Here is a 25,457-nt window from a genome sequence, read left to right on the forward strand (position 1 = left end):
AACATGCAAAGCAAAACCTTGACCGGTGGCCAGGCGCTGGTGCGCCTGCTGGCCAATTACGGCGTCGATACCGTGTTCGGCATTCCCGGCGTGCACACGCTGGAGCTGTATCGCGGCTTGCCCGGCAGCGGCATTCGCCACGTGCTGACTCGGCATGAACAAGGCGCCAGTTTCATGGCCGACGGTTACGCGCGGGTCAGCGGCAAACCCGGCGTATGTTTCGTCATCACCGGCCCCGGCGTGACCAACGCCGCCACGGGAATCGGGCAGGCTTACGCCGACTCTATTCCCATGCTGGTGATTTCCAGCGTTAACCACAGCGCCAGCCTCGGCAAGGGCTGGGGCAGCCTGCATGAGTGTCAGGATCAGCGGGCGATGACTGCGCCGATCACGGCGTTCTCCGCCGTGGCACTGAGCGCGCAAGACCTGCCGGAACTGATCGCCCGCGCCTATGCGGTGTTCGACAGCGAGCGTCCGCGTCCGGTGCACATTTCGGTGCCGCTGGATGTGTTGTCGGCGCCGATTGCTCGTGACTGGAGCAACGACGTGGTGCGTCGCCCGGGGCGTGGTCCGGCATCCGCCACCGCGCTCGATGAAGCCGTGGCCAAACTCAACGGCGCAAAACGCCCGATGATCATCGCCGGTGGCGGCGCCTTGCAGGCCACTTCGCAACTGCAAGACATCAGCACCCGACTCGCGGCGCCGCTGTTTACCAGTGTCGCCGGCAAGGGCCTGCTAGCACCCGACGCGCCGTTGAATGCCGGATCGTCGCTGTGCGTAGAACCCGGCTGGAACCTGATCGCCGAAGCCGACGTGGTGCTGGCGGTCGGCACGGAAATGGCCGACACCGATTTCTGGCGCGAGCGCCTGCCGCTCAATGCTGAACTGCTGCGAGTGGACATCGATCCGCGCAAGTTCAACGACTTCTATCCGTGCACTGTGGCCTTGCATGGCGACGCGCAACAAACCCTCAGCGGCTTGCTTGAGCGCCTGCCATCCAGCGTACGTGACGCCAGCGCGGCGATTGCCTCGGTTGCGGCATTGCGTGAAGCGGTCAAGGCCAGCCATGGCCCGTTGCAACGGATCCATCAGTCAATTCTCGATTGCATTGCTGCGCAGTTGCCGGAAAACGCGTTCATCAGCACCGACATGACCCAACTGGCCTACACCGGCAACTACGCCTTCGACAGCCTCGCGATCCGCAGCTGGCTGCACCCGACCGGCTACGGCACCTTGGGCTACGGCTTGCCCGCCGGCATCGGCGCCAAGTTCGCTGCGCCGCAACGTCCGGGCCTGGTGCTGGTGGGCGACGGCGGTTTCCTTTACACCGCCCAGGAACTGGCCACCGCCGTGGAAGAGCTCGACAGCCCGTTGGTCGTTTTGCTGTGGAACAACGACGCACTGGGGCAGATCCGCGACGACATGCTCGGCCTCGATATCGAGCCGATCGGCGTGCTGCCGCGCAACCCGGATTTCGCCGCCCTCGCGCGCGCGTTCGGTTGCACCGTGACTCAGCCGCAAAGCCTGGCGGAGTTGCAAACCGACTTGCGCCACGGCTTCAAGCGCAACGGCGTGACCCTGATCGAACTCAAGCATGCCTGCGCCCATTGATCTGTATTTAAGGGGGATGAAGCCATGCGCTTTTCCGATCTGACTCAACGTATCGCCGGGGACGGCGCCGCCGCCTGGGATATTCACTACCGTGCCCTGGCACTGCGCGAGCAGGGTGAAGACATCTTGTTGCTGTCCGTGGGCGACCCGGATTTCGACACACCGCAACCCATCGTGCAGGGCGCCATCGACAGCCTGCTCAACGGCAACACGCACTATGCCGAAGTACGCGGCAAGCGTGCCCTGCGTGAAGCCATCGCCAAGCGTCATCGGCAACGCAGCGGGCAAGCCGTCTCGGCGGATCAGGTCACGGTGCTGGCCGGCGCGCAGTGTGCGCTGTTCGCCGTTGCCCAATGCGTACTGAACCCGGGCGATGAAGTGATCGTCGCCGAACCGATGTATGTCACTTACGAAGCGGTGTTTGGTGCCTGCGGCGCCGTGGTCGTGCCGGTGCCGGTGCGTTCGGAAAACGGTTTTCGCGTATTGCCCGAAGACGTCGCCGCGCGGATCACGCCTCGTACCCGGGCGCTGGCCTTGAACAGTCCGCACAACCCGTCAGGCGCAAGCCTGCCGCGCAGCACCTGGCAGGCGCTGGCCGAACTGTGCATCGCCCACGATCTGTGGCTGATTTCCGATGAGGTCTACAGCGAACTGCTGTTTGAAGGCGAGCACGTCAGCCCGGCGAGCTTGCCGGGCATGGCCGAGCGCACGGCGACCCTCAACAGCCTGTCGAAATCCCACGCCATGACCGGGTGGCGCATCGGCTGGGTGGTGGCGCCGCCGTCACTGGCCACGCACCTGGAAAACCTTGCGCTGTGCATGCTCTACGGTTCGCCGGATTTCATTCAGGACGCCGCGGTGATCGCGCTGGAAAGCAACCTGCCGGAACTGCAAGCCATGCGCGAAGCCTATCGCCAGCGTCGCGATCTGGTGTGCGACAGCCTCGCCGAATGCCCGGGCGTGCGCGCCTTGAAGCCCGATGGCGGAATGTTCGTGATGGTGGATATCCGCGAAACCGGGCTCAGCGCCCAGGCATTTGCCGACCGCTTGCTCGATCGCCATGGCGTCTCGGTACTGGCCGGCGAAGCCTTCGGCCCGAGCGCGGCGGGGCACATTCGTCTGGGGCTGGTGGTCGGCGCCGAACCGTTGCGTGATGCCTGTCAGCGCATTGCCCGATGTGCCCAGGAATTGATGGAGGCCGAGGTTCATGCTTAACCACAAGAGATTGTTTATTGATGGCCGCTGGCAAACGCCGTCGGGGCAGGGGATCGCCGAGGTGATCAACCCGGCCACCGAAGAAGTGGCCGGCAGCGTGCCGCTGGGAGATGAGCGCGACGTCAACAACGCGGTCGCCGCCGCGCGTAAGGCCTTCGAATCCTGGTCGCGCACCCCCGCCAGCGTACGCGCCGGCTACATCCGCGCACTGGCCGAGCAACTGCGCAGCCGTGCCGATGAAATGGCCGCAGTCATCACCACTGAATTGGGCATGCCGGTGCAATGGTGCCGCTCGGTACAGGTCGACGGGCCGATTATCGGCCTCGAGCAATACGTCGGACTGGCCCACCTGATGGATGACGTGCGCGAAGTCGGCAACTCGCTGGTGATCCGTGAAGCGGTGGGCGTCTGCGCCTTTATCAATCCATGGAATTACCCGCTGCATCAGTTGATCGGCAAACTCGCCCCGGCACTGGCTGCCGGTTGCACGGTGGTGGTCAAGCCGAGCCAGGAAACGCCGCTGCATGCATTTTTGCTGGCACAGATGATCGAAGCCATCGGCCTGCCGGCCGGAGTGTTCAACCTGGTCAGCGGGCCGGGTTCGAAAGTCGGCGAAGCGTTGGCCAAACACCCGGACGTCGACATGGTGTCGTTCACCGGATCCACCGGCGCCGGTGTTCGCGTGGCGCAAGCGGCAGCGCCATCAGTGAAACGCGTGTGTCTGGAACTGGGCGGCAAGTCGCCGCTGTTGATCGCCGAAGACGCTGATCTGGCTGCTGCGGTTCGTTATGGCGTGCAGGACGTGATGATCAACTCCGGTCAAACCTGCACCGCGTTGACCCGCATGCTGCTGCCGGCCACTCGCTACGCAGAAGCACTGGAATTGGCGCTGGCCGAAACCCTGAGCCTGAAAATGGGCGATCCGCTCGACCCACATAGTTTTCTCGGGCCGATGTGTTCGGCGGGGCAACGCCGCACCGTGCTCGATTACATCAAGGTTGGGCAACAGGAAGGCGCGCGCCTGCTGTGCGGTGGGGATCCAGCACCGGCGTTCGAACGCGGTTATTACGTCAGCCCGACGCTGTTCGCCGACGTCGACAACCGCCTGCGCATCGCCCAGGAAGAAATCTTCGGCCCGGTGCTGTGCCTGATTCCCTACAACGATGAAGCTCACGCGATCCAGATCGCCAACGACTCGCCGTTTGGCCTGTCCAGCGGTGTCTGGGCCGGGAGTGCCGAGCGCGCCCTGCATCTGGGGCGGCAACTGCGGGCTGGCCAGTGCTTCCTCAATGGCGCGGCGTTCAATTATCAGGCGCCGTTCGGCGGCTACAAACAATCGGGTAATGGTCGGGAGTGGGGGGAAGAAGGGCTGAACGAATTCGTCGAAGTGAAGGCGATCCAGGTGTGACCGTTGGCGATTCAAACGTTATACGCACCGGGCCATGGCCCGGTGTCTGGCGTGGCTTTGAATGGGTATTTCATTAGCTTTTATCAGGGGCAATGCAATGAGCGATAACAAAAACAAGATTACTCAAGCGAACCATGAATTCAGCTTCCCGCGTCGCGACTTCTTGAAGTACAGCGCCGCTGCCGCAGCTGTGGCCGGGGCGTTTTCGATGGGGCTGCCGTTTGGCGCCATGGCGGCGCAGTCGTCGCCGAAACCCGGAGGCGTATTGCGTCTGGGCCTGGCAGGTGGCAGCACCACCGATTCGAAAGACCCCGGCTCCTGGGTCGATACCTTCACCTTCGTCGGGTTCTCGGCGATCTATAACACCCTCACCGAAATTGCCGTCGACGGCACGGCGATCCCCGAACTGGCTGAAAGCTGGACCTCGACCCCGGACGCACGGGTCTGGACTTTCAAATTGCGCCAGGGCGTGACCTTCCACAACGGTAAGACCCTGACCGCCGACGATGTGGTCGCCTCGATCCAGCATCACCTCGGGGAAAAGTCCAGCTCCGCGGCGAAAACCGTGTTGGGCGATGTGGACAAGGTCAGTGCCAATGGCAGCGACAGCGTGGTGTTCGAACTGAAATCCGGCAATGCCGATTTCACCTACGTGGTTGCCGATTACCATCTGGTGATCATGCCGAGCAAGGACGGCGTGCCGGACTGGCAGGCCGGTGTCGGCACCGGTGGTTACCATCTCAAGGAATTCGAACCGGGTGTGCGCATGACCCTGGAGCGCAGTCCGGATTACTGGAAGGCAGGGCGTGCGCACTTTGCCGGTGCCGAACTGATCGCGATTGGCGATGGCGCCGCGCGCATCAACGCGCTGGTCACCGGGCAAGTTGACGTGATCAACAAGGTCGACCTGAAAACCGTGGCGTTGCTCAAGCGCAACCCGAACCTGGTGATCGAAGAAACCAAGGGCGCGCAGCACTACACCTTCCCGATGCTTACCGACAGCCAGGTGTTCCAGAACAACGACGTGCGCATGGCGATGAAGCACGCGATCAACCGTGAAACGTTGCTCGCATCGGTGCTGTACGGCTACGGGCTGGTGGGGAACGACCACCCGATCCAGCCAGGAAGCCGCTTCATCAACACGGCGCTGGAACAGCGCACCTACGATCCGGACAAGTCGCGTTTCTATCTGAAGAAGGCCGGCCTGGATTCGCTCAAAGTTCGCCTGCAAGCCTCCGACGCGGCGTATACCGGCGCGGTCGACGCCTCGGTGTTGTTCAAGGAACAGGCCCGTGCCGCCGGGATCGACATCGATGTCGTGCGCGAACCGGCTGATGGTTTTTTCTCCAACGTATGGATGAAGCAACCGTTCACCACGTCGTTCTGGTACAGCAGCCTGACTGCCGACCGCATGTTCAGCATCGGTTATGCCAAAGGCGCGGCGTGGAACGAAACCCACTGGGACAACCCGCGCTTCAACCAATTGCTCAACGCCGCCCGTGGCGAGATGAACGAACCGCTGCGCCGCGAGATGTACAACGAAATGCAGAGCCTGTGCCGCGACGAGGGCGGGGCGATCGTGCCGTTGTTTGCCAGTTCGGTGGCGGCGCGCTCCAACAAGGTCGCCCACGGCGGGCAGACAGCGCCGTATGGCGAGCTGGATGGGTTGCGGGTGATTGAGCGGTGGTGGCAGGCGTAAACCGGGATCTATCAAACAGTGAAGATCGCTGTGGGAGCGGGCTTGCCCGCGATGGCGCCGTGACAGTCGACATAGATATTGGATGACAAACCGGTATCGCTGGCAAGCCAGCTCCCACAGTGGAATTTGCAATCTTCACCCGCGTGCCCATTCAAGGAACCGCACGATGAGAAGTATTTTCAAGCTATTAGGGCAGCGCCTGGCATTAGGCCTGTTATCGCTGTTCGCCGTTTCAGTCATCATCTTCCTCGCCGTCGGCCTGCTCCCGGGCGATATCGCCCAGGCCATGCTTGGCCAGTCCGCCACGCCGGAAACCGTGGCGGCCTACCGCGCGCAACTGGGCCTGGACTTGCCGCCGCTGACGCGTTTCGGCCACTGGATCTGGCAATTGCTGCACGGCGATCTGGGGGTGTCGCTGGCCAACCAGCGGCCCATTGCCGACCTGGTCGGCTCGCGTTTGGGCAACACTTTCAGCCTCGCGTTGCTGGCGGCATTGGTTTCAGTGCCACTGGCGTTGCTGCTGGGGATGCTCGCTGCGCTGTACCGCAATAGTTGGTTCGACCGTTTGCTCAACACCTCGGCATTGAGCGCGGTGTCGTTTCCCGAGTTCTTTGTCGCCTACCTCCTGATTCTGGTGTTCGCAGTGAAGCTCAGCTGGTTCCCGAGCATTTCCAACCTGTCGCCGGACGCGTCCCTCGGCACCGTGCTGGAACGCTCGGTACTGCCGGTAGCAACTCTCAGCCTGGTGGTCATCGCGCAGATGATGCGCATGACCCGCGCCTCGCTGATCAACCTGCTGGCCAGTCCCTACATCGAAATGGCACGGCTCAAAGGCATCAGCCAGTCGCGGATCATCTTCCGCCATGCGCTGCCCAATGCGCTGGCGCCGATCGTCAACGTCGTGGCGCTGAACCTGGCGTACCTGGTGGTCGGCGTGGTGGTGGTCGAGGTGGTGTTTGTCTATCCGGGTCTCGGCCAGTTGCTGGTGGACTCGGTGGCCAAGCGCGACATCCCGGTGGTGCAGGCCTGCAGCCTGATCTTCGCCGCGACCTACATCCTGCTCAATACCAGCGCCGATGTGCTGTCGATTGCCAGCAATCCACGCCTGATGCATCCGAAGGGGTAAACCATGAGCTTGCTTAAACAATTATGGCGGGCGCCGCTGAGCGCCAAGTTCGGGTTATTGGTCATCCTGCTGTACATCCTCGTGGCCCTGTTCGCGCCGGTACTGGCGCCGTTCGGCGAAACCCAAGTGGTGGGCGAGGGCTTCGCACCGTGGGGCGGGCAGTTCCTGTTGGGCACCGATAACCTGGGGCGCGACATGTTCAGCCGCCTGGTCTATGGCGCGCGCAACACCCTGGGCATCGCGTTCCTGACCACGGCGCTGGCGTTCTTGCTCGGGGGTTCCTGTGGCCTGATCGCGGCGATCAAGGGCGGCTGGGTCGATCAGGGTTTGTCGCGGGTGGTGGACATTCTGATGGCGATTCCGCAGCTGATTTTCGCCTTGCTGATCCTCAGCGTGGTCGGCACCACCGCGACTTCGCTGGTGCTGGTGATTGCGCTGCTGGACGCGACCCGGGTGTTTCGCCTTTCACGCGCCGTGGCGATGAACGTGGTGGTGCAGGACTTCGTCGAAGCCGCTCGCCTGCGCGGTGAAGGCCTGTACTGGCTGGTGTCTCGTGAAGTGCTGCCGAATGCGGCGGCGCCGTTGATTGCCGAGTTCGGGCTGCGGTTCTGCTTTGTGTTCCTGTTCATCAGTGCGCTGTCGTTCCTCGGCCTGGGCATTCAACCGCCCACCGCCGACTGGGGCAGCATGGTGCGAGACAACGCCGTACTGATCACCTTCGGCGACATCAGCCCGTTGCTGCCCGCCCTGGCCGTGGCGTTGATCACGGTCAGCGTCAACTTCGTCGTCGACTGGATGCTGCACAAATCCAGCGGCCTCAAGGAATGCTGAACATGACGACAACCAAACCTTTGCTGGAAATCCGCGACCTGCACATCGAAGGTCACTACGAAGACGCCTGGCACCCGCTGATCAAGGGCATCGACCTGACCCTGCAGCGCGGCGAAGTGCTGGGGCTGATCGGTGAGTCCGGCGCGGGCAAGTCGACCCTCGGGTTGTCAGCCATGGGCTACACCCGCGATGGCTGCCGGATCACCGGCGGCTCGGTGCATTTCGACGGCATCGACTTGCTCAAGGCCAAACCCGAAGCCCTGCGCAAGTTGCGCGGTTTGCGCATTGCCTATGTGGCACAGAGCGCAGCGGCCTCGTTCAACCCGGCTCATCGCCTGATCGATCAGCACGTCGAAACGGCGGTAAAGAACGGTGGCATGAGTCGTGATCAGGCCATGGCCGAAGCCGTCGAACTGTATCGTGTACTGCGTTTGCCGAATCCCGAAACCATCGGCCAGCGCTATCCGCATCAGGTGTCTGGCGGTCAGTTACAGCGCGTGATGACCGCCATGGCCATGGCCTGCCACCCGGACCTGATTATCTTCGACGAGCCGACCACTGCGCTGGATGTCACCATGCAGATCGAAGTGCTGGCGGCGATTCGCGATGCGGTGGCCACCTACGGCAGCGCCGCGATCTACATCAGCCACGACCTGGCAGTCGTCGCGCAAATGGCCGACCGCATCATGGTGCTGCGCCACGGCAAACTGGTGGAAGAGGCCGAAACCCGCAAGATGCTCGGTGACCCGCAGGAGGATTACACCAAGTCATTGTGGGCGGTGCGCAGCTTCCGCACCGAGCCCAAGGCATTGCCACAGCAGGAGCAACCGCTGCTGGAATTGCGCAAGAGTTGCGCCAGTTACGGCCACCAACCGGTGCTGCATGATGTTTCGCTGAAGCTTTATCGCGGGCAAACCCTGGCCGTGATCGGCGAGTCCGGCAGTGGCAAAAGCTCCACGGCGCGCTTGATCACGGGTTTGTTGCCACCCACCTATGGCGAGGTGCTGTACGACGGCCAACCGTTGCCGGCGGATTTTCGCCAGCGCAGCAAGGAGCAACTGCGGCGCATCCAGATGATCTACCAGATCCCGGACACGGCGTTGAACCCGCGTCAGCGCATCGTCGACATCATCGGTCGGCCACTGACCTTTTACCTGGGCCTCAAAGGCAAGGCCATGCGTGCGCGGGTCGCCGAGTTGCTGGAGATGATTGAACTGGACCCGGCGACCTTCATGGAGCGTCAGCCTCGAGAGTTGTCCGGTGGGCAGAAACAACGGATCTGCATAGCCCGGGCGCTGGCGGCCGATCCGCAGCTGATCATCTGCGATGAAGTGACCTCGGCCCTCGATCAACTGGTGGCTGAAGGCGTACTTAAACTGCTCAACCGCATTCAGCAACAGCTGGGCGTCGCCTACCTGTTCATCACCCATGACGTCGCCACCGTGCGGGCGATTGCCGATGAGGTGCTGGTGATGCAGCGGGGCAGGGTGGTCGACCACGGCTCACGCAGCGAAATCTTTACACCACCGCATCAGGATTACACCGGGCTGTTGTTCTCCTCGGAACCACAAATGGACCCGGACTGGCTCGACCGCTTGCTGGCGAGCCGCGCCACGCATTCAAACCCTACGCTGGAAAAAGTCTAAGGAATCACCATGAAAGTATTGATCGTCCACGCTCACCCGGAGCCGAAATCCTTCACCGCCGCCCTGCGGGATCAAGCCGTGGCCAGCCTTGAAGCCCAAGGCCATGAAGTGCAGGTCAGTGACCTGTACCCAATGAACTGGAACCCGGTGGCCAGCGACGCGGACTTCTCCTCGCGGGAAAACCCGGAATACCTGGTCTACGCCCTCGAACAACGTCTGGGCGTGAAGAGCCAATCCTTGGCGGCGGACATCCAGGCCGAGCTGGACAAACTGCTGTGGGCCGACCTGCTGATCCTCAACTTCCCGATCTTCTGGTTCTCCGCTCCGGCGATGCTCAAGGGCTGGATCGACCGGGTTTTAGTGTCGGGGATTTGCTATGGCGGCAAGCGTTTCTACGATCAGGGCGGGCTGGCCGGCAAAAAAGCGTTGGTCACCGTGACCTTGGGCGGCCGCGAGCACATGTTCGGTGAGGACGCGATTCATGGACCGCTGGAAGACATGCTGCGCCCGATCCTGCGCGGGACCTTGGCGTACGTCGGTTTCGACGTGCTGGAACCGTTTGTGGCCTGGCATGTGCCGTACATCAGTGACGAGGCGCGTCGGCAGTTTTTGATTGATTACGACCAGCGCCTGCAACATCTGAGTGATGACCAGCCGTTGGTGTTTCCGAAGTTGGCGCAGTTTGATGACAAGCTCTATCCGCTGGGCATCCATTCAATGGCTTGACGCATCGGCAAGGGTGGTACGAGCGGGTGTATGAGCAACCGGCGGTCAGGCGGGCGCATCTGGAGGAAGGGTTGGAGTGATTGAGTAAAACGGTGAACTACACTGTTTTACTTAACCCAGTCCGGCTGCTGTCGGAGGTCACCATGAAACGTTTGTCACCTATCGGCCTGTGCGTCGTATTGTCGGTTTTCAGTGCCCAGGGTTGGGCACAAACGGTCGTACCGATGAAGGGCCAGAGTTCACAACAGACCCAACTCGACATCAATGAATGCAACAGCATCGCCGCCAGTAGTACATCGACGACCTCAACACCGTCCGGAGGTCGGGTAAAGGGCGCCGTGGCCGGGGCGGCTGCCGGGGCGACCGCCGCGCAGGTGCGCGGTCGGCAGCACGACGAGTTTTATGATCGCGTCGATGACGACAACAAACAGGATTACCGGCAGGACCGCGCCAAGCAGACCGCTGCGGCCGGTGCCGTGGTCGGTGGTTCGCGCCAGCGTCAGGAACGTCGTGCGCAAGATAAGACCAACACGGCGAACACGGCGACGGCCTACACCAGTTGCCTGCAAGGCAAGGGGTATCAGGTCAATCCATAAACAAGTCCGCCCCCCTGTGGCGAGGGAGCTTGCTCGCGCTGGACTGCGCAGCAGGCCTTTTAACGAAGAGCCCGCTTTGCGACCTAGCGAGAGCAACTCCCTCGCCACGGGTTATTCGGCGATCGCCGTCGATCGTGTCGATTGACGCTGCTCGAGCAGATGCACCATCAGGCAGGCATACAACGTGACGGCGATGAACAGGCCCATGCGCACCGCAAATGCGGTGTAGACGTCTTTGCCCGCCAGACTGTCCTGAACCGACTGGCCCAACAGGATGATCAGCGTGATCAGGGTATTGAGCCAGAAACCCGGACTCAACCGGCCCGGACTCAAGCCATACAGCTTGCGCGCCAGGATCAGGGCGAACAGCAGCATCCACAGGAAGAACATCCATAGGTGCACAAACAACGTCAGTGCACTCCAGAACAGGATCGCGAGCAGCCCGCCCAGCAACGTCGAGCCAATCAACTCGCGTGCGGCATCGCGCGCATGGGTGGTGGAACTTTGCTGGCCCAGGCTGACCGCCTTCAGCACGATGGGCATGTAGCTCGCCGGATCAATCAGCGCCAGCAAAAACGTTGGCATCACGATCAGGGTTGCCCGCAACGCCACACGGTCGACATCTTGCGCCGATAATGCCGGGGCGGGTGGGGGAGTCGGTGCATTGTCCGGCTCCGGGAACAGCCAGTGACTTAGCCTGCCGATCATCACCGCCAGGAGCAACCCGCTGGTCAACGCCTTGATCACCGTCGCCGCGAGGCCAAAGTCCACCACACCGGCTGCAGGAATCATGGTCAGGCCGATCACCAGAAAGGTGACCACCAGGTTATTGCCGCCACGTTGGCCGTATCGAAAGACCATCAACAAACAGAGGCCGATCAACAGCACGCCGCTGAAGGCGTAGTAACGCAGGACCGGAATCAGCAGCAGGCCAATGCCAGTGGTCAGCATCGCGGTCAGTGCCAGCACCAGGGTGGCCTTGAACGGCAACGGACGATTGATGCTGACCAGCAACAACGCCCCCAGCACCGGCGCCAGAAAGGGGATTGGCATGCCCATGCCGAAACTCGCCCCCAGACACAACGCCGTGCCACTGGCCAGACGCAGCGCGCGCTGCACCCTCGGCGAGCGGCTAGTAGGCATACGACAGCCAGCTCATCAGCCACAGAAATATCCGCCCCAGCGGGTTCAGCACATTGCCTTCGGACGGAAAGGCCATGACTTCAGCCTGACCTCCGGAGCGGATGGCACGGTTGTCCTTGAGCATGGTCAAGGCCTCCGGCGAGAACTCGATGATCACAGGAAAGCGTTGCGCCGGGCGCAACCAGTCGCGACTGTTCTGCACCGTCGGCAGGCTGCCGGGGGCGGCGGGTTGGCCCACGCTGACGCCGTAGCCGACGCTGCGCACACGCCCCTGGAAGACTTCGCCGGGCAACGCATCGAGGGCAATGGACACCGGGGTTTCAGGTTTGACCAGGGCGAGGTTGTTCTCGGTCATGTCGGCGCTGATCCATACATCGTGGATCGCAATCAGGGTCATGACCGGATTACCGGCCGCCGCGAATTGACCGACATCGGTGCGCAGGTCGGTGATCAACCCGGCCGAGCGAGCGCGGATCTGCGTGTTCGACAAGTCCAGTTCGGCTTTCGACAACGCGGTCGCGGCGCTGCGCAACAGGGCGTTGTCTTCCGCGCTGCCACCTTCGGTTTCACGGGCGCGTTGCACCTCGGCGCGGGCCGCGGCAACCTGACTGACGGCCGCCTCACGGTTGGCGCGCGAGACTTCCAGCAGGCGCACGGAGATGGTGCCCGGGTCTTCGCGGTACAACCCTTCAAGCCGCTGATTGTCCTGACGCGCCTTGAGCTCGTTGGCTTGTGCCGCGCGCAAGTTGGCCTGCGCCGAAGCAATGCCGGCGGTACTGGCGCCGATCTGCCGGCGGGTGGATTCCAGGTCCGCTCGAGCCCGGTCGACGGCAATCTGATACGGCTGCGGGTCGATCTCGAAAATCACTTCCCCGGCCTTGACGTCCTGATTGTTGCGCACATTGACGCGGATCACTCTACCTGCGACTTCCGCCGCCACCGGGATCACGAATGCACCCACCCGCGCCTGTTGCGTATACGGCGTGAAGCGGTCAGCCAGCAGGTACCACGCGAGGCTGAAGACAATCAGCAGCAGCACCCACTTGATGCCTTTTCTGGTCGGATCGGTAGCCGCTTCAGCGGGCGGCGGGGAGGGCGCGTCGGGCGTTACGGGCGCGGCTTCACTCATGGTCTTTCACCTGCTCGGGCAAAGGGTAGGCGGGCGGGGCGGCGGGTTCAGTCAGCAGATTGCCCCAGTCCGTGCGTTGTTCCATCTGCTTGCGCGTCGTGGCGTCGACTTTGGCTTGGGCGCTGTACCAACCGCCACCGAGGGCCTTGTACAGGGCAATCACGTTGCTGACGGCATCGCCGCGACTGAGCAGGTAACTGTCCTGGAGTTCGAGCAGCGCGCGTTGGGCATCGAGCACGCGCTGGAAGTCCGAATAGCCTTCGCGGTACAGCGTGTTGGCCAGTTCCAATGAGCGTTTGGCAGCACCTTCGGCCTCGCGCAGGATGCGTTCGCGCTGCAATGAGCGCGTCAGGCCATTGGCCGCATCATCCGCTTCGCGTGCGGCCTGGCGTACTTTGTCGCGGTAGGCTTCGATCAACTGCTGCAACCGCGCGTCCTGCACGCGCACGTTGTTGCTGATGCGCCCGTAGTCGAACACGTTCCAGCGCAGGCTGGGGCCACCCACCAGATCGAGACTGCGGGACGTGCCGCTCAGGGTGTCGGTGGACCAGACAATGCTGCCCAGCAAGGTCAACGACGGGTAAAAATCGGTTTCGGCCACGCCGATCAGCGCCGATTGTGCGGCGACATTCAGTTCGGCAGCCCGCACATCAGGCCGGCGCAACAGCAGATTGGCCGGGACATCCTGCAACACGGCGCGGTCCACCAGCGGAATCAGTCCGGTGTTTTCCGCCATCAGCGGGAGCGCCCCCGGCGGACGACCGATCAACACACCCAGTGCATTGCGGATTCGACCGATCTGATCCTCAAGCCCGGGGAGGGTGCTCAAAGTCCCGAGGTATTGAGTCTTGGCTTGTTGAAGGTCGAGTTCGGCAGTCTGGCCGCTGTTGAACAGTTTTTCCGTAATCTCGTAATTGCGCTGTTGCTGACGGGCGTTTTCCCGGGCCACGCGAAGCCGCGCTTCGGTGGTGCGCAGGGAAAAATAGGTGTCGGCAACCTGAGCCCGCAACAACACAAGCGCATCTTCATAATTGGCTTCGGCCGCGAAGTAACTGGCATCGGATGACTCGATCGCGCGGCTGAAACGCCCCCAGAAATCCAGCTCCCAACCCACATCGAATCCGCCGCTGTGCTGCCAGAAATGGCTGTCGACCGGGTTATTGCCACCGTACTGTCGGCGGTTGATATACACGCTGTCAGCGCTGACCTGCTGCAGTTGCGGGTAGAGGTTGCTTTGGGCGATGCCCAATTGTGCGCGCGCCTCCATGACGCGCAATCCGGCAATTTTCAGGCTGGCGTTGTGGGCATCGGATTCGGCGATCAACTGGTTCAGCGCCGGGTCGGCGAACACTTGCCACCACTGGCGGATGTCCGGGTTCACCACGCGTTGGCTGGCCTGGTCGAGGGCAGGGGTGTTCCAGTGGTCGACCCACGCTTCGCCCGGCGGTTGAAAGTCCGGTCCCAACCGCACGCAACCGCCGAGGACAAGCACGGCAGACAGCAGCAGCTGGCGGATACCTGAATGCATCGCGCGTCTTCCAACCAATAAACATCACAGCAGCATAGACGCCTGAATGGCGTCCGTTCAGTTTCAACGCCGCGCTGCGCAAAAACGCCACCACTGTCGTAAAAACGACCTGTTTACGCTGAACGCGAACCGTCGTGAGTTTTCTGTTGAACGAGTGTTCAGCCTGGTCTATGTTCGTTCCACCTTCTTTCCCGGCTGGTTGCGGGCTTGCGTTTCTTCTATTGGACGAGGCACTGGCATGCGGTTTTCACCCTTTGTTGAGCGGATCTCAGGACAAGGCGTTGCTGCCTGGGATATTCACAATGCGGCGTTCGAAGCCCGCCGCAATGGTGAGGATGTGATCATTCTCAGTGTCGGCGATCCGGATTTCCCGACGCCTGATTTCATCACCGACGCTGCCATCCAGGCGCTGCGAGAAGGGGACACCCACTACACTGAAATCGCCGGCCGCCAGGCGTTGCGCGACGCCATCGCTGCGCGCTACGGCAAATTGTTCGAGCGTGAGGTGCAGGCTGCAAACGTGATTACCGTGGCCGGCGCGCAGAACGCCTTGTTCGTCGCCTCGATGTGCCTGCTCAGTGCGGGTGACGAGGTGATCGCGCTCGATCCTATGTACGTGACCTACGAAGCGACGCTCAAAGGCTCGGGCGCCACGCTGGTGCGGGTGCCGTGCTCGGCGATGGATGATTTCCGCTTCGACGCGGCCGTGCTGGCCAAAGCCATTACCCCGAGAACCCGAGCGATTTTCCTGTCCAATCCCAACAACCCCACGGGCGTCGTGCTTAACCGAGAAGAGCTGCAAGCCATCGCAGACCTGGCGATCGCCCACGACCTGTGGGTGGTGGTCGATGAAGTCTATGAGAGCCTGGCTTTCGAGCGCGAACACCTTAGCCTGGCGGCGTTGCCCGGTATGGCCCAGCGCTGTGTGGTCATCGGCAGCCTGTCGAAATCCCACGCCATGACCGGTTGGCGCATCGGCTGGATCGTTGCCGCACCGGCCCTGATCGCACATGCCGAAACCCTGGTGCTGAGCATGCTCTACGGCTTGCCGGGATTCGTCATGGAAGCCGCACTCAAGGCTGTCGAAGCCCACGATGAAGTGACCCACGGCATGCGCGAGATCTATCGTCGTCGCCGTGATCGGGTGGTGACCGGGCTGGCCGATTGCCCGGGCATATCAGTGCTGACGCCTGATGCAGGGATGTTCGTGCTGGTGGACGTGCGCGGCACTGGCCTGACTTCGCTGGAGTTCGCCTGGCGGCTGTTGCGTGAAGCGAAGGTATCGGTGCTGGACGCGGCCGCCTTCGGTGAACCGGCGCAGGGTTTTGTGCGGCTGTCCTTTACCTTGGGGGAAGAGCAACTGGCCGAGGCCTGTCAGCGCATTCGTGATTTCGTTCTGGTGTTGAAGGGCGAAGCGCCGCGACCGGTGATCACCAGCGTCGCCACCGAGGCAGCGGTCGAGCCGGTCGCTGCGCGGACCATGATCGAAGTCGATCACCTGCATAAACGCTTCGGCAATATCGAGGTGCTCAAGGGCGTATCGCTGACCGCCCGCGAAGGCGAAGTGATCTCGCTGATCGGCGCCAGTGGCTCGGGCAAAAGTACTTTGCTGCGTTGCATCAACATGCTCGAAGTGCCGGATCAGGGGCGCATCCTAGTGGACGGCGAAAGCATTCACCTCAACCACACCCGCCCCGGCGCGCCGCTGGTGTCCGACGCCAGGCAACTGGTGCGCATCCGTTCCAGCCTCGGCATGGTGTTCCAGAACTTCAACCTCTGGCCCCATCGCACGGTGCTGGAAAACCTCATCGAAGCGCCGACCCAGGTCCTTCGTGAAAGCAAAGCGGAGGCCACCGAACGGGCCGAAGCCTTGCTCGAACGCGTCGGGCTGGCAGCCAAGCGCAACGAGTACCCGGCGTTTCTCTCCGGGGGACAGCAACAACGGGTGGCCATCGCCCGGGCCCTGGCCATGCGGCCCAAGGTCATGCTGTTCGATGAACCCACCTCGGCACTCGACCCGGAATTGGTCGGGGAAGTGCTGCGGGTGATCCGCTCCCTCGCCGAAGAAGGCCGGACCATGATCCTGGTGACCCATGAAATGGCCTTCGCACGCGATGTCTCTTCCAAAGTCGCCTTCTTGCATCAAGGGCTGATCGAGGAAACCGGTTCGCCGGACGAAGTGTTCGTACACCCACGCAGCGAGCGTTGCCGGCAGTTCGTCAACGCTCATCAAACTCGCTAACGCCACATAAAAAGACGGGAAAACACCATGGGAAATCGACGTTTTGCACACTGGTTGACCGGCGCCGCCTGCGTACTGCTGGCCGGCATGAGCGCGGCACAGGCACAGCCCATTCGCTTCGCGGTCGCGGCCGAACCCTATCCGCCGTACACCGAGAAACAAGCCAGCGGTGAGTGGAAGGGCTTTGAAGTCGACCTGATCCACAAGCTGTGCAGCGAAATGAAAGCCGAGTGCGAGATCAAGGAGGTGGCGTGGGACGGGATCATTCCGTCGTTGCTGGCGAAGAAGATCGACGTGATTTTCTCGTCGATGTCAGTGACTGAAGAGCGGGAAAAACAGATCGCGTTCAGCAAGGCTTATTACGACTCGGTGGTCGCGGTGGTGGGGCCGAAAGACGCCTCCGTCAAGAAGTACCCGGATGACCTCAAGGGCAAGATCATCGGCGTGCAGAACTCGACGGTGAGTGCGAGTTACCTGAAGACCTACTACGAAAAAATCGCTGACGTTAAGTACTACGATACCCAGGACTCGGCCAACGCCGACCTGATTGCCGGCCGTATCGACCTGATGATGGCCGACGGCACTGCCATGGCCGCTTTCGTCAAAACCCCCGATGCCAAGGACCTGGCTTACCTCGGCGCGGTGCCGTACGACCCGATCTTCGGCAAAGGCGTGGGCGCCGGCATGCGCAAGGACGACACCGAACTCAAGGCCAGGCTCGACAAGGCAATCCAGGAACTGCTGGCGAGCAAGGACTATGACGACCTGTCCCAGAGCTACTTCGGTACCAGCGTAAAACCGACGTTCTGACCGCAGGAGCCGGCTTGCTGGCGATCGGCACAACGAGGTGTACCTGACACACCGCCATCGCTGGCAAGCCAGTTCCCGCATGGGATCGCGTTTGCCAACCGGAGATACGAATGCCAGCCATGTTTGATTTGATCAATTTCAGCGAGCAAGGATGGGGCGGGGCGCTGCTCAAGGGGCTCTGGATGACCCTGCAGATTTCGGCCGGGGCCTTCGTGCTCGGGCTGGCGATCGGCCTGGTGGTGGCCTGCCTCAAGCTGGGAGCGCCCAAACCCATTGCCGCACTGGCTCGCGGTTACACCACGTTGTTCCGAGCGGTGCCGGAGTTGTTGCTGATCCTACTGCTGTACTACGTCGGTTCCATGCTGCTCAATTCACTGATGACCTCCCTCGGTTACGAGGTGGTCAACGTCAGCGGCCCGTTGGCAGCGATCGTGGTGCTGGGCCTGGTGCAGGGCGCCTACGCCTCGGAAATTTTCCGCGCGGCGATCCAGGCGATTCCCTATGGCCAGATCGAAGCGGCCAAGGCTTTCGGCTTACACGGTTTCGGCCTGTTCCGTCGTGTCACGCTGCCGATCATGGCGCCCTACGCGATGGCGGGGATGGCCAACTTGTGGATCAACCTGATCAAGGACAGCGCGCTGATCAGCGTGGTCGGCACCAATGAACTGCTGTACACCGCCAAACAAGCGGCGGGTTCGACGCGTCACTACCTGTTGTTCTACCTCACGGCCGCGGCGTTGTATTACGCGGTGACGCTGGTGTCCAACTACCTGTCGGGACGGCTTGAGCGACGCATTCGTCGCTGGATGCCCCTTGCTGACTAAACCGGCTGAGTAAATGAAATGATTCCAGCGTGGACCATTGAATACGCATCGCTGTTGATCAGGGGGCTGCAAACCACCATCACCATCCTGCTGATTTCCAGCGTCTTCGGTTTTGTCTTGGCCGTACTGGTGGCGTTGGCACGGATCTCGAAAAACAAGCTCATCGCCAAGGTCAGCCTGTTCTATACCAGCGTGACCCGCGGAACGCCGTTGCTGATTCAGATTTACATTTTCTACTACGGCCTCGGCAGCCTGTTTGCGCAGTTCCCGCTGATTCGCGGCAGTTTCCTCTGGCCGTACCTGCGTGATGGTTATTGGTACATCGTGTTTGCCCTGGTGGTGTCGGTGGGTGCCTATGTCGGCGAAGTGATTCGCGGCGGCCTGTTGGCGGTACCCAAAGGCGAGATGGAAGCCGCCTCCGCGTTTGGCATGACCGCTCGCCAGTCACTGTTGCGCGTGCGGTTGCCCCGGGCACTGCGTTTACTGCTGCCAACCCTGGCCGGGGAAACCGTGATGTTGCTCAAGTCCACGGCGTTGGCCTCGACCATCGCGGTGATCGACTTGCTGGGCGCGGCCAACGTCGTTCGCGCGCAAACCCTGCAAGTGTACGAGCCGTTGCTGTTGGTGGCCGGGGTCTACGTCTGCCTGACGTTCCTCATCGAAGCCTTGTTTGCCTTTGTTGAACGCCGGGGCACGCCGGTACGCAGGTCTGCATGATGAATAAACCGTTGGTTGACCGCTCGCTACAGGGCATTGGCCTGTGCACACTGGGCTACGCATTCCTGTCGTTGCAGGACGCCGGAATCAAGTGGCTGGTGGCCGACTATTCGGTGGTCACCATTTTGTTCTGGCGTGCGCTGGTGGTGGCGATTGCGTGTTTGTTGATAGGGCGCTTGTCACTGGTGCGCCGCGCGTGGCGTTCGTCCAGCCGGCGCTTGCTGGTGGTACGCGGCTTGCTGTCGATTGCCGCGTGGTTGCTGTACTACACGGCGGCACGCGATCTCACGCTCGCTGAGATGACCACGCTGTATTTTTCCGCGCCGATCATGGTTACGGTGCTGGCGACGGCGATTCTGAAGGAGCGCGTCACCGGTGGGCAGTGGTTCACCCTGATCGTCGGTTTTGTCGGCGTGGTGATTGCTTGCCGCCCGAACAACCTGGCCAATCCGGTGCCGATTGTCCTGACGTTGCTGGCGGCGATGTGCTGGGCGTTCACTTATATCCAGCTGCGCCAGGTGGATGACCAGACCTCGGTGCTGGAGCAGATGCTGATCACCAATGTGGTGTTCGTCATCTGCATGGCGCTGGCGTTGCCCTGGACCCATACGCCGGCACCAACGCCGGCATGGCTGGGCATGCTGGGGGCAGGGCTGTTGGGTGGCATCGGCCAGTTCCTGTTGTTCGCCAGTTTCCAGCGCGCCACTGCGACGGTGCTGGCGCCGTTTGAGTACACCGGTCTGATCTGGGCATTCCTGCTGTCGAGCATGATCTGGGGCACGCTGATGGATGTGTCGCTGATGATCGGCGCCGGTTTGATCGCGGTCAGTGGCACCCTGGCGATGATTTTTGGCCGGCATCCCTCACAGGACGTCGTCGGTGCTGAATGCTCCGTGTCGCAGCCCCTTTATCCAGCAGCGGCAGATGTGGAGCCCGATGGACGGACTGAAGGGGTTGACGCACCACTCGATCCAGAGTCCGTCGAGCATCGCCGATAGACCGATTGCTGCCAGGCGCGTGTCGGTTATTTACGTTCATGTAGGAAGGACAATGGCATGGCGCAGGATATTTCGTTCAACATTCGCAACAACAATGGCGATACGGTGCAGGTGGGCGCCTGGCGTTTCCAAGGCGCCTGCGACGGGCCGAAGGTGCATCTACAGGCCGGGGTGCATGCCGATGAAATTGCCGGGATGCTGGTCCTGCATTTATTGATGCAGCAGCTTGCGGTAGCGGAGGCTGAGGGCCGACTCAACGGCAGCGTGACCGTGGTGCCACAGGCCAACCCGCTGGGCATCGGCCAGTTTCGCCAGGGGCGGATTCTGGGACGCTTTCACGATGCCACCGGCCATAACTTCAATCGAGGCTTTGACCAGTCTGCGGCGATGGAGCAACCGTCCACCAATGTCCATGAATGGCAGAAGAAACTGGTGCAACTGGCCGCACCGGCAGATGTCATGCTCGATCTGCACACCGATGACGAAGCACTTCCTTATATCTATGTACACCGCAGCTTCTGGCCCCAAGGCCACGAACTGGCGGCGGCAATGAAGATGGAACTGGCGATCATCTGGGACGAAGGTGGCGATGGCTCCTTTGAGGAAACCATCATTGCGCCGTGGTTGCGCGAAGGCACCACGCAGGGCCGCCTGGCCGCGACCCTGGAATTGCGAGGGCAGGGCGACGTTAGCGACCGGTACGCCACGCAAGATGCACAAGGCCTGTACGCCTGGCTCTGCGGTTTCGGCGTTATCGACGGCGCAACCACACGGCCCGAGTGGCCCGTCGAGGTCAGGGACATGGCGCAAATGGAGACCATTCTCGCGCCACAACCCGGTGTGCTGATCTTCGAAAAAGAACTGGGTGACGTCGTGGAGCAAGGCCAGCGGTTCGCACGGATCCTGCGCCGCCCGGGGGATCCGACCTCAGAAGTAGTGCTGGTGGCCGAACAAACCGGGCGCATGATCACCCGTTATCGCGATCGATTGATCTCGCAGGGCGTGGTGGTGGCGAAGTTCACCGGCAGCAATGTGTCGCGTCACTGGAGTGGTGGGTTGCTGGACCCAAATTGATGCTTGAGTGCTCTTTGAATGTTGGTTGGCTGGCGACGGCGAAAGCGCTGCCGTCAGCATTGCCCGAGGTTTTTTTAAATCTGGGGGCGTTGCCCACCGACCCTCAGTTTAGTAACAAAGCGGTCGCCATTCGGTTGGGAATCCAGTACTGCATAAGGCAGATTTTCTGGTTTTCGCGGCGTCGATATCGTTACGTCCTGACCTTGTGAGTGTTCAAGCTTGACGTCGGTGACACCTTGCTGGAGAAGATGGAGCTCGATTTCACTAAACCTATCCAGACGGTGTTTTTCCCCCTTGCTGTTGAATGTCTTGCCATTCCGTTGTCCTGCGGTCTTTTTGCTCTCGATAGGCGGACTTGGTATGGATTTGCTCCAGCAACTCACTGGCTTTAACGTCGACGTACAGGGCTTTTTTTTCATCCATGAACACCACGGCGTTTTTCATATCCAGCCTGTTGTTGGGGCTCATGCCGATTTTGTCTTGATTATTTAAGTTCACCGTTCCGTAAGGAGGCATGCCGGTAATCTGCTCCAGCGTTTGTAGTTCATCAGGGAATTTTTCGAAGGCGTTGTCTTCATGCCGGACTTTTCCCAAGGGAGAGTGCCCATTCCCTCCATCCATAAATTGATTTGGAAAAAGTATTGAAAGATTTTTTCCGCCCATTCCCAATAATATTTTTTGGCTATCCGGGTTACTCTCCAGCAAGCTTTTGGCAAACAATTCAAGCGTCTGCCTCAATACACTGGTTTTGACCGCTTCTTGATTGATGGCCAACGTTCCGAGCAGGATATTGCCTTCAACATCTTTCCACACATTGACATGCCCCACGTAATGTGCGGCGCGGGTGATCTTGCAAGAAATACCGTCGGCTGACAGATACTCCGCTAAAGGATAATTGCCACCGAACCCGCCAATGAAATCACAATGCCGGGTCTCACAACTCAGCAAGAAAGGTAAACCGCTCTTGTAGTCTGATGGGGTCAACGGCTCAATTTGCATGTCATGAAAGCTGACCGCAGGCACCGAAAAACTTACCGATTTCTCGGGCAGGTGATCGTTGAGTATGGACATGAGTGCATTGGTTTTTACGGGATCGACCGTATAAGTGATGTCGGTCCTCAGATCGGTAAATTTATATTCCCCGCGTTGTAACGTCTCAGCGTTGCAGCAGGCACTGATTGTGGTGAGGTCGCTGTCTTGATTGTGCAGAGACCGTGTTTCTTTGCTGAGCAATGTTTCAAGCGAGGGTTTTGTTGTGGTGATGTTGTTGGCGTGCAGGGTTTCGATCAGATTCTTGATGTTCGTTATTGATTCAGCGTTGTGATTGATTGCTGATTGTGGCTTTCGACGTAGGTCAAGTGAAGAGGAGGACAAGGATGTGGGGGTTATATTCATATGTATTGGCCTTGGAATTGATATCTGCGTCGATCGCAAGAATGCAAAATCAGATCGGTTCAGAACCTGATCTCCCTGCGCTGGCAATGAGCAAGTGTCTTGCTCACGCCGGTACATGCTTGGTCATCCGCAAACAGCAAACTTTCACAAACCGCTCAAATACACGCCCCCGACCTGGCTTGTTGCAAGTAAAGCGCGTTTGGCATACACGCGAAAATTGTTAATGATCAACGAAAACACGAATCGCTGACTGATGGGATGAAGGACGTCCAGAGCCTTTATTTGGCGAATAAATTATAACTACGCTAAATGCCTGTTTAGTCGAGTTAATCGCCAAACGTCGGCTAAAATCTATCAAATGCAGTAAAATCCTGAGAAAGGAAAAGTGCGTGAGCAGGACGATACCAGACGCCACCCAGCAATTAATCGCCGCACTCGATCTGGTTCGACATCAGGAAGGCGGCTATTACCGTCGAACGTTTCAGTCCGACGATCAAACCATGCTGAGCACTGCGGGCGGCCCACGATACCGCATGACGTCTATCTATTACTTGCTGACCCAGGATTCACCCATAGGTCATTTCCACCTGAACAAGTCAGACATCGTGCATTACTACCATTTGGGTGATGCAATCGAATACACGCTGATTTTTCCAGACGGCAGATTGAAAACGATTGAAATGGGCAGTGACATTATCGCCGGTCAACGTTTGCAGTTACACGTACCGGGCGGTATCTGGAAAGCATCACGGCTATTGGCAGGTTCTTCGGGATTCGGTTTGATCAGTGAAGCGGTTTCGCCAGGGTTTGATTTTGCGGATATGGAAATGGGGAGCCGACGACAACTCAGCGAGCAGTTTCCAGAGCATTTGGGATTGTTTGAAAGTCTGACAGATCGATGAGATTTCAGGGGTCGATTGGAGACTTGAAATCTGCGTGCAACGAGCCTGATGCTGTAATACTTTGTTACGCATAATGTATATTATGTTAAATCATGTATCTGTACGGAGCTACGCTTGAGGTCTGTCCAATCCCACATACCTCCGGTCAAATCCCCACAAACCCCCGTTTCCCTGAAAATCAAAAACTTGGGTTGGATTCATAATCCTATCTCTGCTCATGGCCCCTCACTAATCTCCGGTTGGCTTCACCCAATCCTCCACCCCATTCGACGATGACAATCGCCATGGCAATGCTGCAGCTTTCTGCTACAGGTTAAAGGAGCCATCACTCATTCTAGCTCCCTGGTTCTTTCATGACTCGGCCGTTCATCCCATTCCCGATTTTCCCTCCCTACGTGTACTGGAGGCCAAACCAGCATCGAGCCTTTCCTACGAATCTCGCTGTGGCTGATCGGTTAGCCCAGATCGATCCGGCAGCCAACCCCTTCATCAACATCTGGTACGTCGACAGATTTGTGAACTGGATTGCTCATAATTGGGGCGCAGAAAATCCTCACCGTCAGTACCACAGCTGCATCACTGGGCTGGAGAAAATGCTCAATTGGAGTTTTGCCCATGGCCTGTCGCTCGTTGACTGGCGCCGCAAAGACTTTGAGAGCTACGCTGAGTTTGTGCTCAACCCGCCAAAAGCTTGGACTGTGTCCGGCAAACAGGCGCGCTTCGTGCAGGAAGCCGGCGTCGGATTCGAGGGCTGGTCAATAAACCCAATCTGGCGCCCATTCCTCGACTCCAGATCAATTGGTGATGACGGCGAAATCGAGAAAAATGTCTGGAAGCGAGAGATTCGCTGCGCGACGCAGTTTTTGGATTTTTATCTCAAGGATATGTCAGCCTCACGCGAGAACGTTGCCGCGCAGCCCCTTCCTAATCTTGCTTTTAAGCAACCCAAGGCGATCGGCTTTTTGACCGATGCTGAGCTGGGATGGGTCTTAAAATCGCTGCCGAATTTCATGGGGGCGCATGAATTCCGAATAATTGAGATGTACCTGATCATGGCCAGGTACTCGGGCCGCCAACTCTGGAGCATCATGGGAAACGCCAGGGCGCCCGGTCATCTCGATCAGTTCAATCGTAGGTCGGGTGGACGTTGGGTTGAGCTTCGCTCAGCCAAGGATGGCTGGCTGCCGCTGTCACCCCATTTCGATGAAGTCTTTGATCGTTACCTGCGTTACCTGAATATTGATCCACTCCACCCTCTCCCATCGATCCCAATTTTCCCCAGAGATGATCGGAGTTCCTTTAACCCCAAAGCGCTCGGACGCATCCTTGTTTCCATCAGGGACGCTTTGGCAGACAGCGCAGCTGGGTCTGATGATCCAGAGATCTCCATCGCCTCGGAGAAGATTCGCGGTTTGACGGTTATGTTGGTGAGTCGCAAGCCTGTTGCTGAGTGAGAACTGTAATTGGCATTCTAATGGATGCGTTGAGCGCGCCCCGGTGGGGACGGCTGTCGTGAACCGTGTTTCGGCCATCAGCCTCATCACGGCCCTGCGGGCGTCCATCCTCACGCCTGCGGGCTCCGCTTGCATGTCTAGGCCACTAGAGCGTCATTAGAGTGAGAAACACCCCATAGGGCCAGCTGCACAACGTTCAGACTATAGCCTCCTACCCCTTGCCTACAGAATATACGAGCCCATTTTGCTGGCTTACGACTGGCGCCATTACAGATGTTTCTTCGGCGGCTTGAATTTGCACCTGGGAAACGTTGAGCAGGATAGGAATTTTCCGTACGGCCCTGGTCGCCATATGAGCTCACCATGTCGGCGCTGATTGAAAA

22 protein-coding genes are annotated in these 25,457 nt (G+C 60.0%); 17 read left to right on the plus strand and 5 right to left on the minus strand.

Features of this window, described 5'->3' with window-relative positions; genetic code table 11:
• Nucleotides 1-3 precede the first annotated feature (3 nt).
• From M5G20_RS06135 to M5G20_RS06175, 9 genes are all read left to right on the plus strand, one after another.
• On the plus strand, nt 4-1,611 hold the full coding sequence (locus M5G20_RS06135) for a 5-guanidino-2-oxopentanoate decarboxylase (protein ID WP_273918376.1): 1,608 nt from the start codon (nt 4-6) through the stop codon (nt 1,609-1,611).
• Nucleotides 1,612-1,635: 24 nt separating this feature from the next.
• Nucleotides 1,636-2,826 (plus strand): pyridoxal phosphate-dependent aminotransferase, encoded by a 1,191-nt coding sequence (locus tag M5G20_RS06140; RefSeq protein ID WP_273918377.1) that lies wholly within the window; start codon nt 1,636-1,638, stop codon nt 2,824-2,826.
• A complete protein-coding gene (locus tag M5G20_RS06145) occupies nt 2,819-4,234 on the plus strand; it encodes an aldehyde dehydrogenase family protein (protein WP_273918378.1) in 1,416 nt (471 codons plus the stop codon). The genes M5G20_RS06140 and M5G20_RS06145 overlap by 8 nt, the downstream gene beginning before the upstream one ends.
• A gap of 97 nt (nt 4,235-4,331) precedes the next feature.
• Nucleotides 4,332-5,933, plus strand: coding sequence for an ABC transporter substrate-binding protein (locus tag M5G20_RS06150; protein ID WP_273918379.1), 1,602 nt, complete (start codon nt 4,332-4,334; stop codon nt 5,931-5,933).
• 166 nt (nt 5,934-6,099) lie between these two features.
• Nucleotides 6,100-7,059, plus strand: a complete 960-nt coding sequence (locus M5G20_RS06155; RefSeq protein WP_273918380.1) for an ABC transporter permease — start codon at nt 6,100-6,102, stop codon at nt 7,057-7,059.
• A 3-nt stretch (nt 7,060-7,062) separates the two neighbouring features.
• On the plus strand, nt 7,063-7,890 hold the full coding sequence (locus M5G20_RS06160) for an ABC transporter permease (protein WP_273918381.1): 828 nt from the start codon (nt 7,063-7,065) through the stop codon (nt 7,888-7,890).
• A 2-nt stretch (nt 7,891-7,892) separates the two neighbouring features.
• On the plus strand, nt 7,893-9,536 hold the full coding sequence (locus M5G20_RS06165; RefSeq protein ID WP_273918382.1) for an ABC transporter ATP-binding protein: 1,644 nt from the start codon (nt 7,893-7,895) through the stop codon (nt 9,534-9,536).
• 9 nt (nt 9,537-9,545) lie between these two features.
• Nucleotides 9,546-10,262, plus strand: coding sequence for an NAD(P)H-dependent oxidoreductase (locus M5G20_RS06170; protein ID WP_273918383.1), 717 nt, complete (start codon nt 9,546-9,548; stop codon nt 10,260-10,262).
• Between the two features lie 143 nt (nt 10,263-10,405).
• Nucleotides 10,406-10,858, plus strand: coding sequence for a YMGG-like glycine zipper-containing protein (locus M5G20_RS06175; RefSeq protein ID WP_273918384.1), 453 nt, complete (start codon nt 10,406-10,408; stop codon nt 10,856-10,858).
• A gap of 111 nt (nt 10,859-10,969) precedes the next feature.
• Here the strand turns inward: M5G20_RS06175 and M5G20_RS06180 are convergent, their stop codons facing one another.
• From M5G20_RS06180 to M5G20_RS06190, 3 genes are read right to left on the minus strand one after another with little or no spacing between them, the layout of a single operon-like run.
• Nucleotides 10,970-12,001: a DUF2955 domain-containing protein gene (locus tag M5G20_RS06180; RefSeq protein ID WP_273918385.1), complete on the minus strand. Its 1,032-nt coding sequence runs from the start codon at nt 11,999-12,001 to the stop codon at nt 10,970-10,972.
• Nucleotides 11,991-13,130 (minus strand): HlyD family secretion protein, encoded by a 1,140-nt coding sequence (locus M5G20_RS06185; RefSeq protein WP_273918386.1) that lies wholly within the window; start codon nt 13,128-13,130, stop codon nt 11,991-11,993. Before M5G20_RS06185 ends, M5G20_RS06180 begins: the two co-directional genes overlap by 11 nt.
• A complete protein-coding gene (locus tag M5G20_RS06190) occupies nt 13,123-14,658 on the minus strand; it encodes an efflux transporter outer membrane subunit (RefSeq protein WP_273918387.1) in 1,536 nt (511 codons plus the stop codon). The genes M5G20_RS06185 and M5G20_RS06190 overlap by 8 nt, the downstream gene beginning before the upstream one ends.
• 238 nt (nt 14,659-14,896) lie before the next feature.
• On the opposite strand from M5G20_RS06190, the gene M5G20_RS06195 reads away from it, so the two are divergent.
• The 6 genes from M5G20_RS06195 (at nt 14,897) to M5G20_RS06220 (ending at nt 21,323) form a co-directional block, all read left to right on the plus strand.
• Nucleotides 14,897-16,900 (plus strand): aminotransferase class I/II-fold pyridoxal phosphate-dependent enzyme, encoded by a 2,004-nt coding sequence (locus tag M5G20_RS06195; protein ID WP_273918388.1) that lies wholly within the window; start codon nt 14,897-14,899, stop codon nt 16,898-16,900.
• A 27-nt stretch (nt 16,901-16,927) separates the two neighbouring features.
• Entirely contained in the window at nt 16,928-17,710 is a 783-nt protein-coding gene (locus tag M5G20_RS06200; protein ID WP_273918389.1) for a transporter substrate-binding domain-containing protein, read from the plus strand.
• 110 nt (nt 17,711-17,820) lie between these two features.
• Nucleotides 17,821-18,534: an ABC transporter permease gene (locus M5G20_RS06205; protein ID WP_075944585.1), complete on the plus strand. Its 714-nt coding sequence runs from the start codon at nt 17,821-17,823 to the stop codon at nt 18,532-18,534.
• 18 nt (nt 18,535-18,552) lie between these two features.
• Nucleotides 18,553-19,251: an ABC transporter permease subunit gene (locus M5G20_RS06210; protein ID WP_273918390.1), complete on the plus strand. Its 699-nt coding sequence runs from the start codon at nt 18,553-18,555 to the stop codon at nt 19,249-19,251.
• Complete coding sequence (locus tag M5G20_RS06215; RefSeq protein WP_273918391.1) at nt 19,251-20,249, plus strand: DMT family transporter; 999 nt, start codon at nt 19,251-19,253, stop codon at nt 20,247-20,249. The genes M5G20_RS06210 and M5G20_RS06215 overlap by 1 nt, the downstream gene beginning before the upstream one ends.
• Before the next feature lie 57 nt (nt 20,250-20,306).
• A complete protein-coding gene (locus M5G20_RS06220) occupies nt 20,307-21,323 on the plus strand; it encodes a succinylglutamate desuccinylase/aspartoacylase domain-containing protein (protein WP_273918392.1) in 1,017 nt (338 codons plus the stop codon).
• Between the two features lie 270 nt (nt 21,324-21,593).
• Here M5G20_RS06220 and M5G20_RS06225 read toward each other — a convergent pair whose 3' ends face one another.
• Nucleotides 21,594-22,718: a hypothetical protein gene (locus tag M5G20_RS06225; RefSeq protein WP_273918393.1), complete on the minus strand. Its 1,125-nt coding sequence runs from the start codon at nt 22,716-22,718 to the stop codon at nt 21,594-21,596.
• A gap of 389 nt (nt 22,719-23,107) precedes the next feature.
• On the opposite strand from M5G20_RS06225, the gene M5G20_RS06230 reads away from it, so the two are divergent.
• The gene (locus M5G20_RS06230) at nt 23,108-23,620 is read left to right on the plus strand and encodes a cupin domain-containing protein (RefSeq protein ID WP_273918394.1); all 513 of its coding nucleotides are present in this window, start codon (nt 23,108-23,110) and stop codon (nt 23,618-23,620) included.
• A gap of 443 nt (nt 23,621-24,063) precedes the next feature.
• Nucleotides 24,064-25,074 carry an integrase gene (locus M5G20_RS06235; RefSeq protein WP_273918395.1) on the plus strand — a complete coding sequence of 337 codons (1,011 nt, stop codon included), beginning with the start codon at nt 24,064-24,066 and terminating at the stop codon, nt 25,072-25,074.
• 267 nt (nt 25,075-25,341) lie between these two features.
• Here the strand turns inward: M5G20_RS06235 and M5G20_RS30210 are convergent, their stop codons facing one another.
• On the minus strand, nt 25,342-25,428 hold the full coding sequence (locus M5G20_RS30210; RefSeq protein ID WP_443218293.1) for a hypothetical protein: 87 nt from the start codon (nt 25,426-25,428) through the stop codon (nt 25,342-25,344).
• Nucleotides 25,429-25,457 lie beyond the last annotated feature (29 nt).

The organism is Pseudomonas sp. TNT2022 ID1044, from assembly GCF_028656895.1.
In the GTDB taxonomy this organism is placed as follows: Bacteria; Pseudomonadota; Gammaproteobacteria; order Pseudomonadales; family Pseudomonadaceae; genus Aquipseudomonas; species Aquipseudomonas reinekei.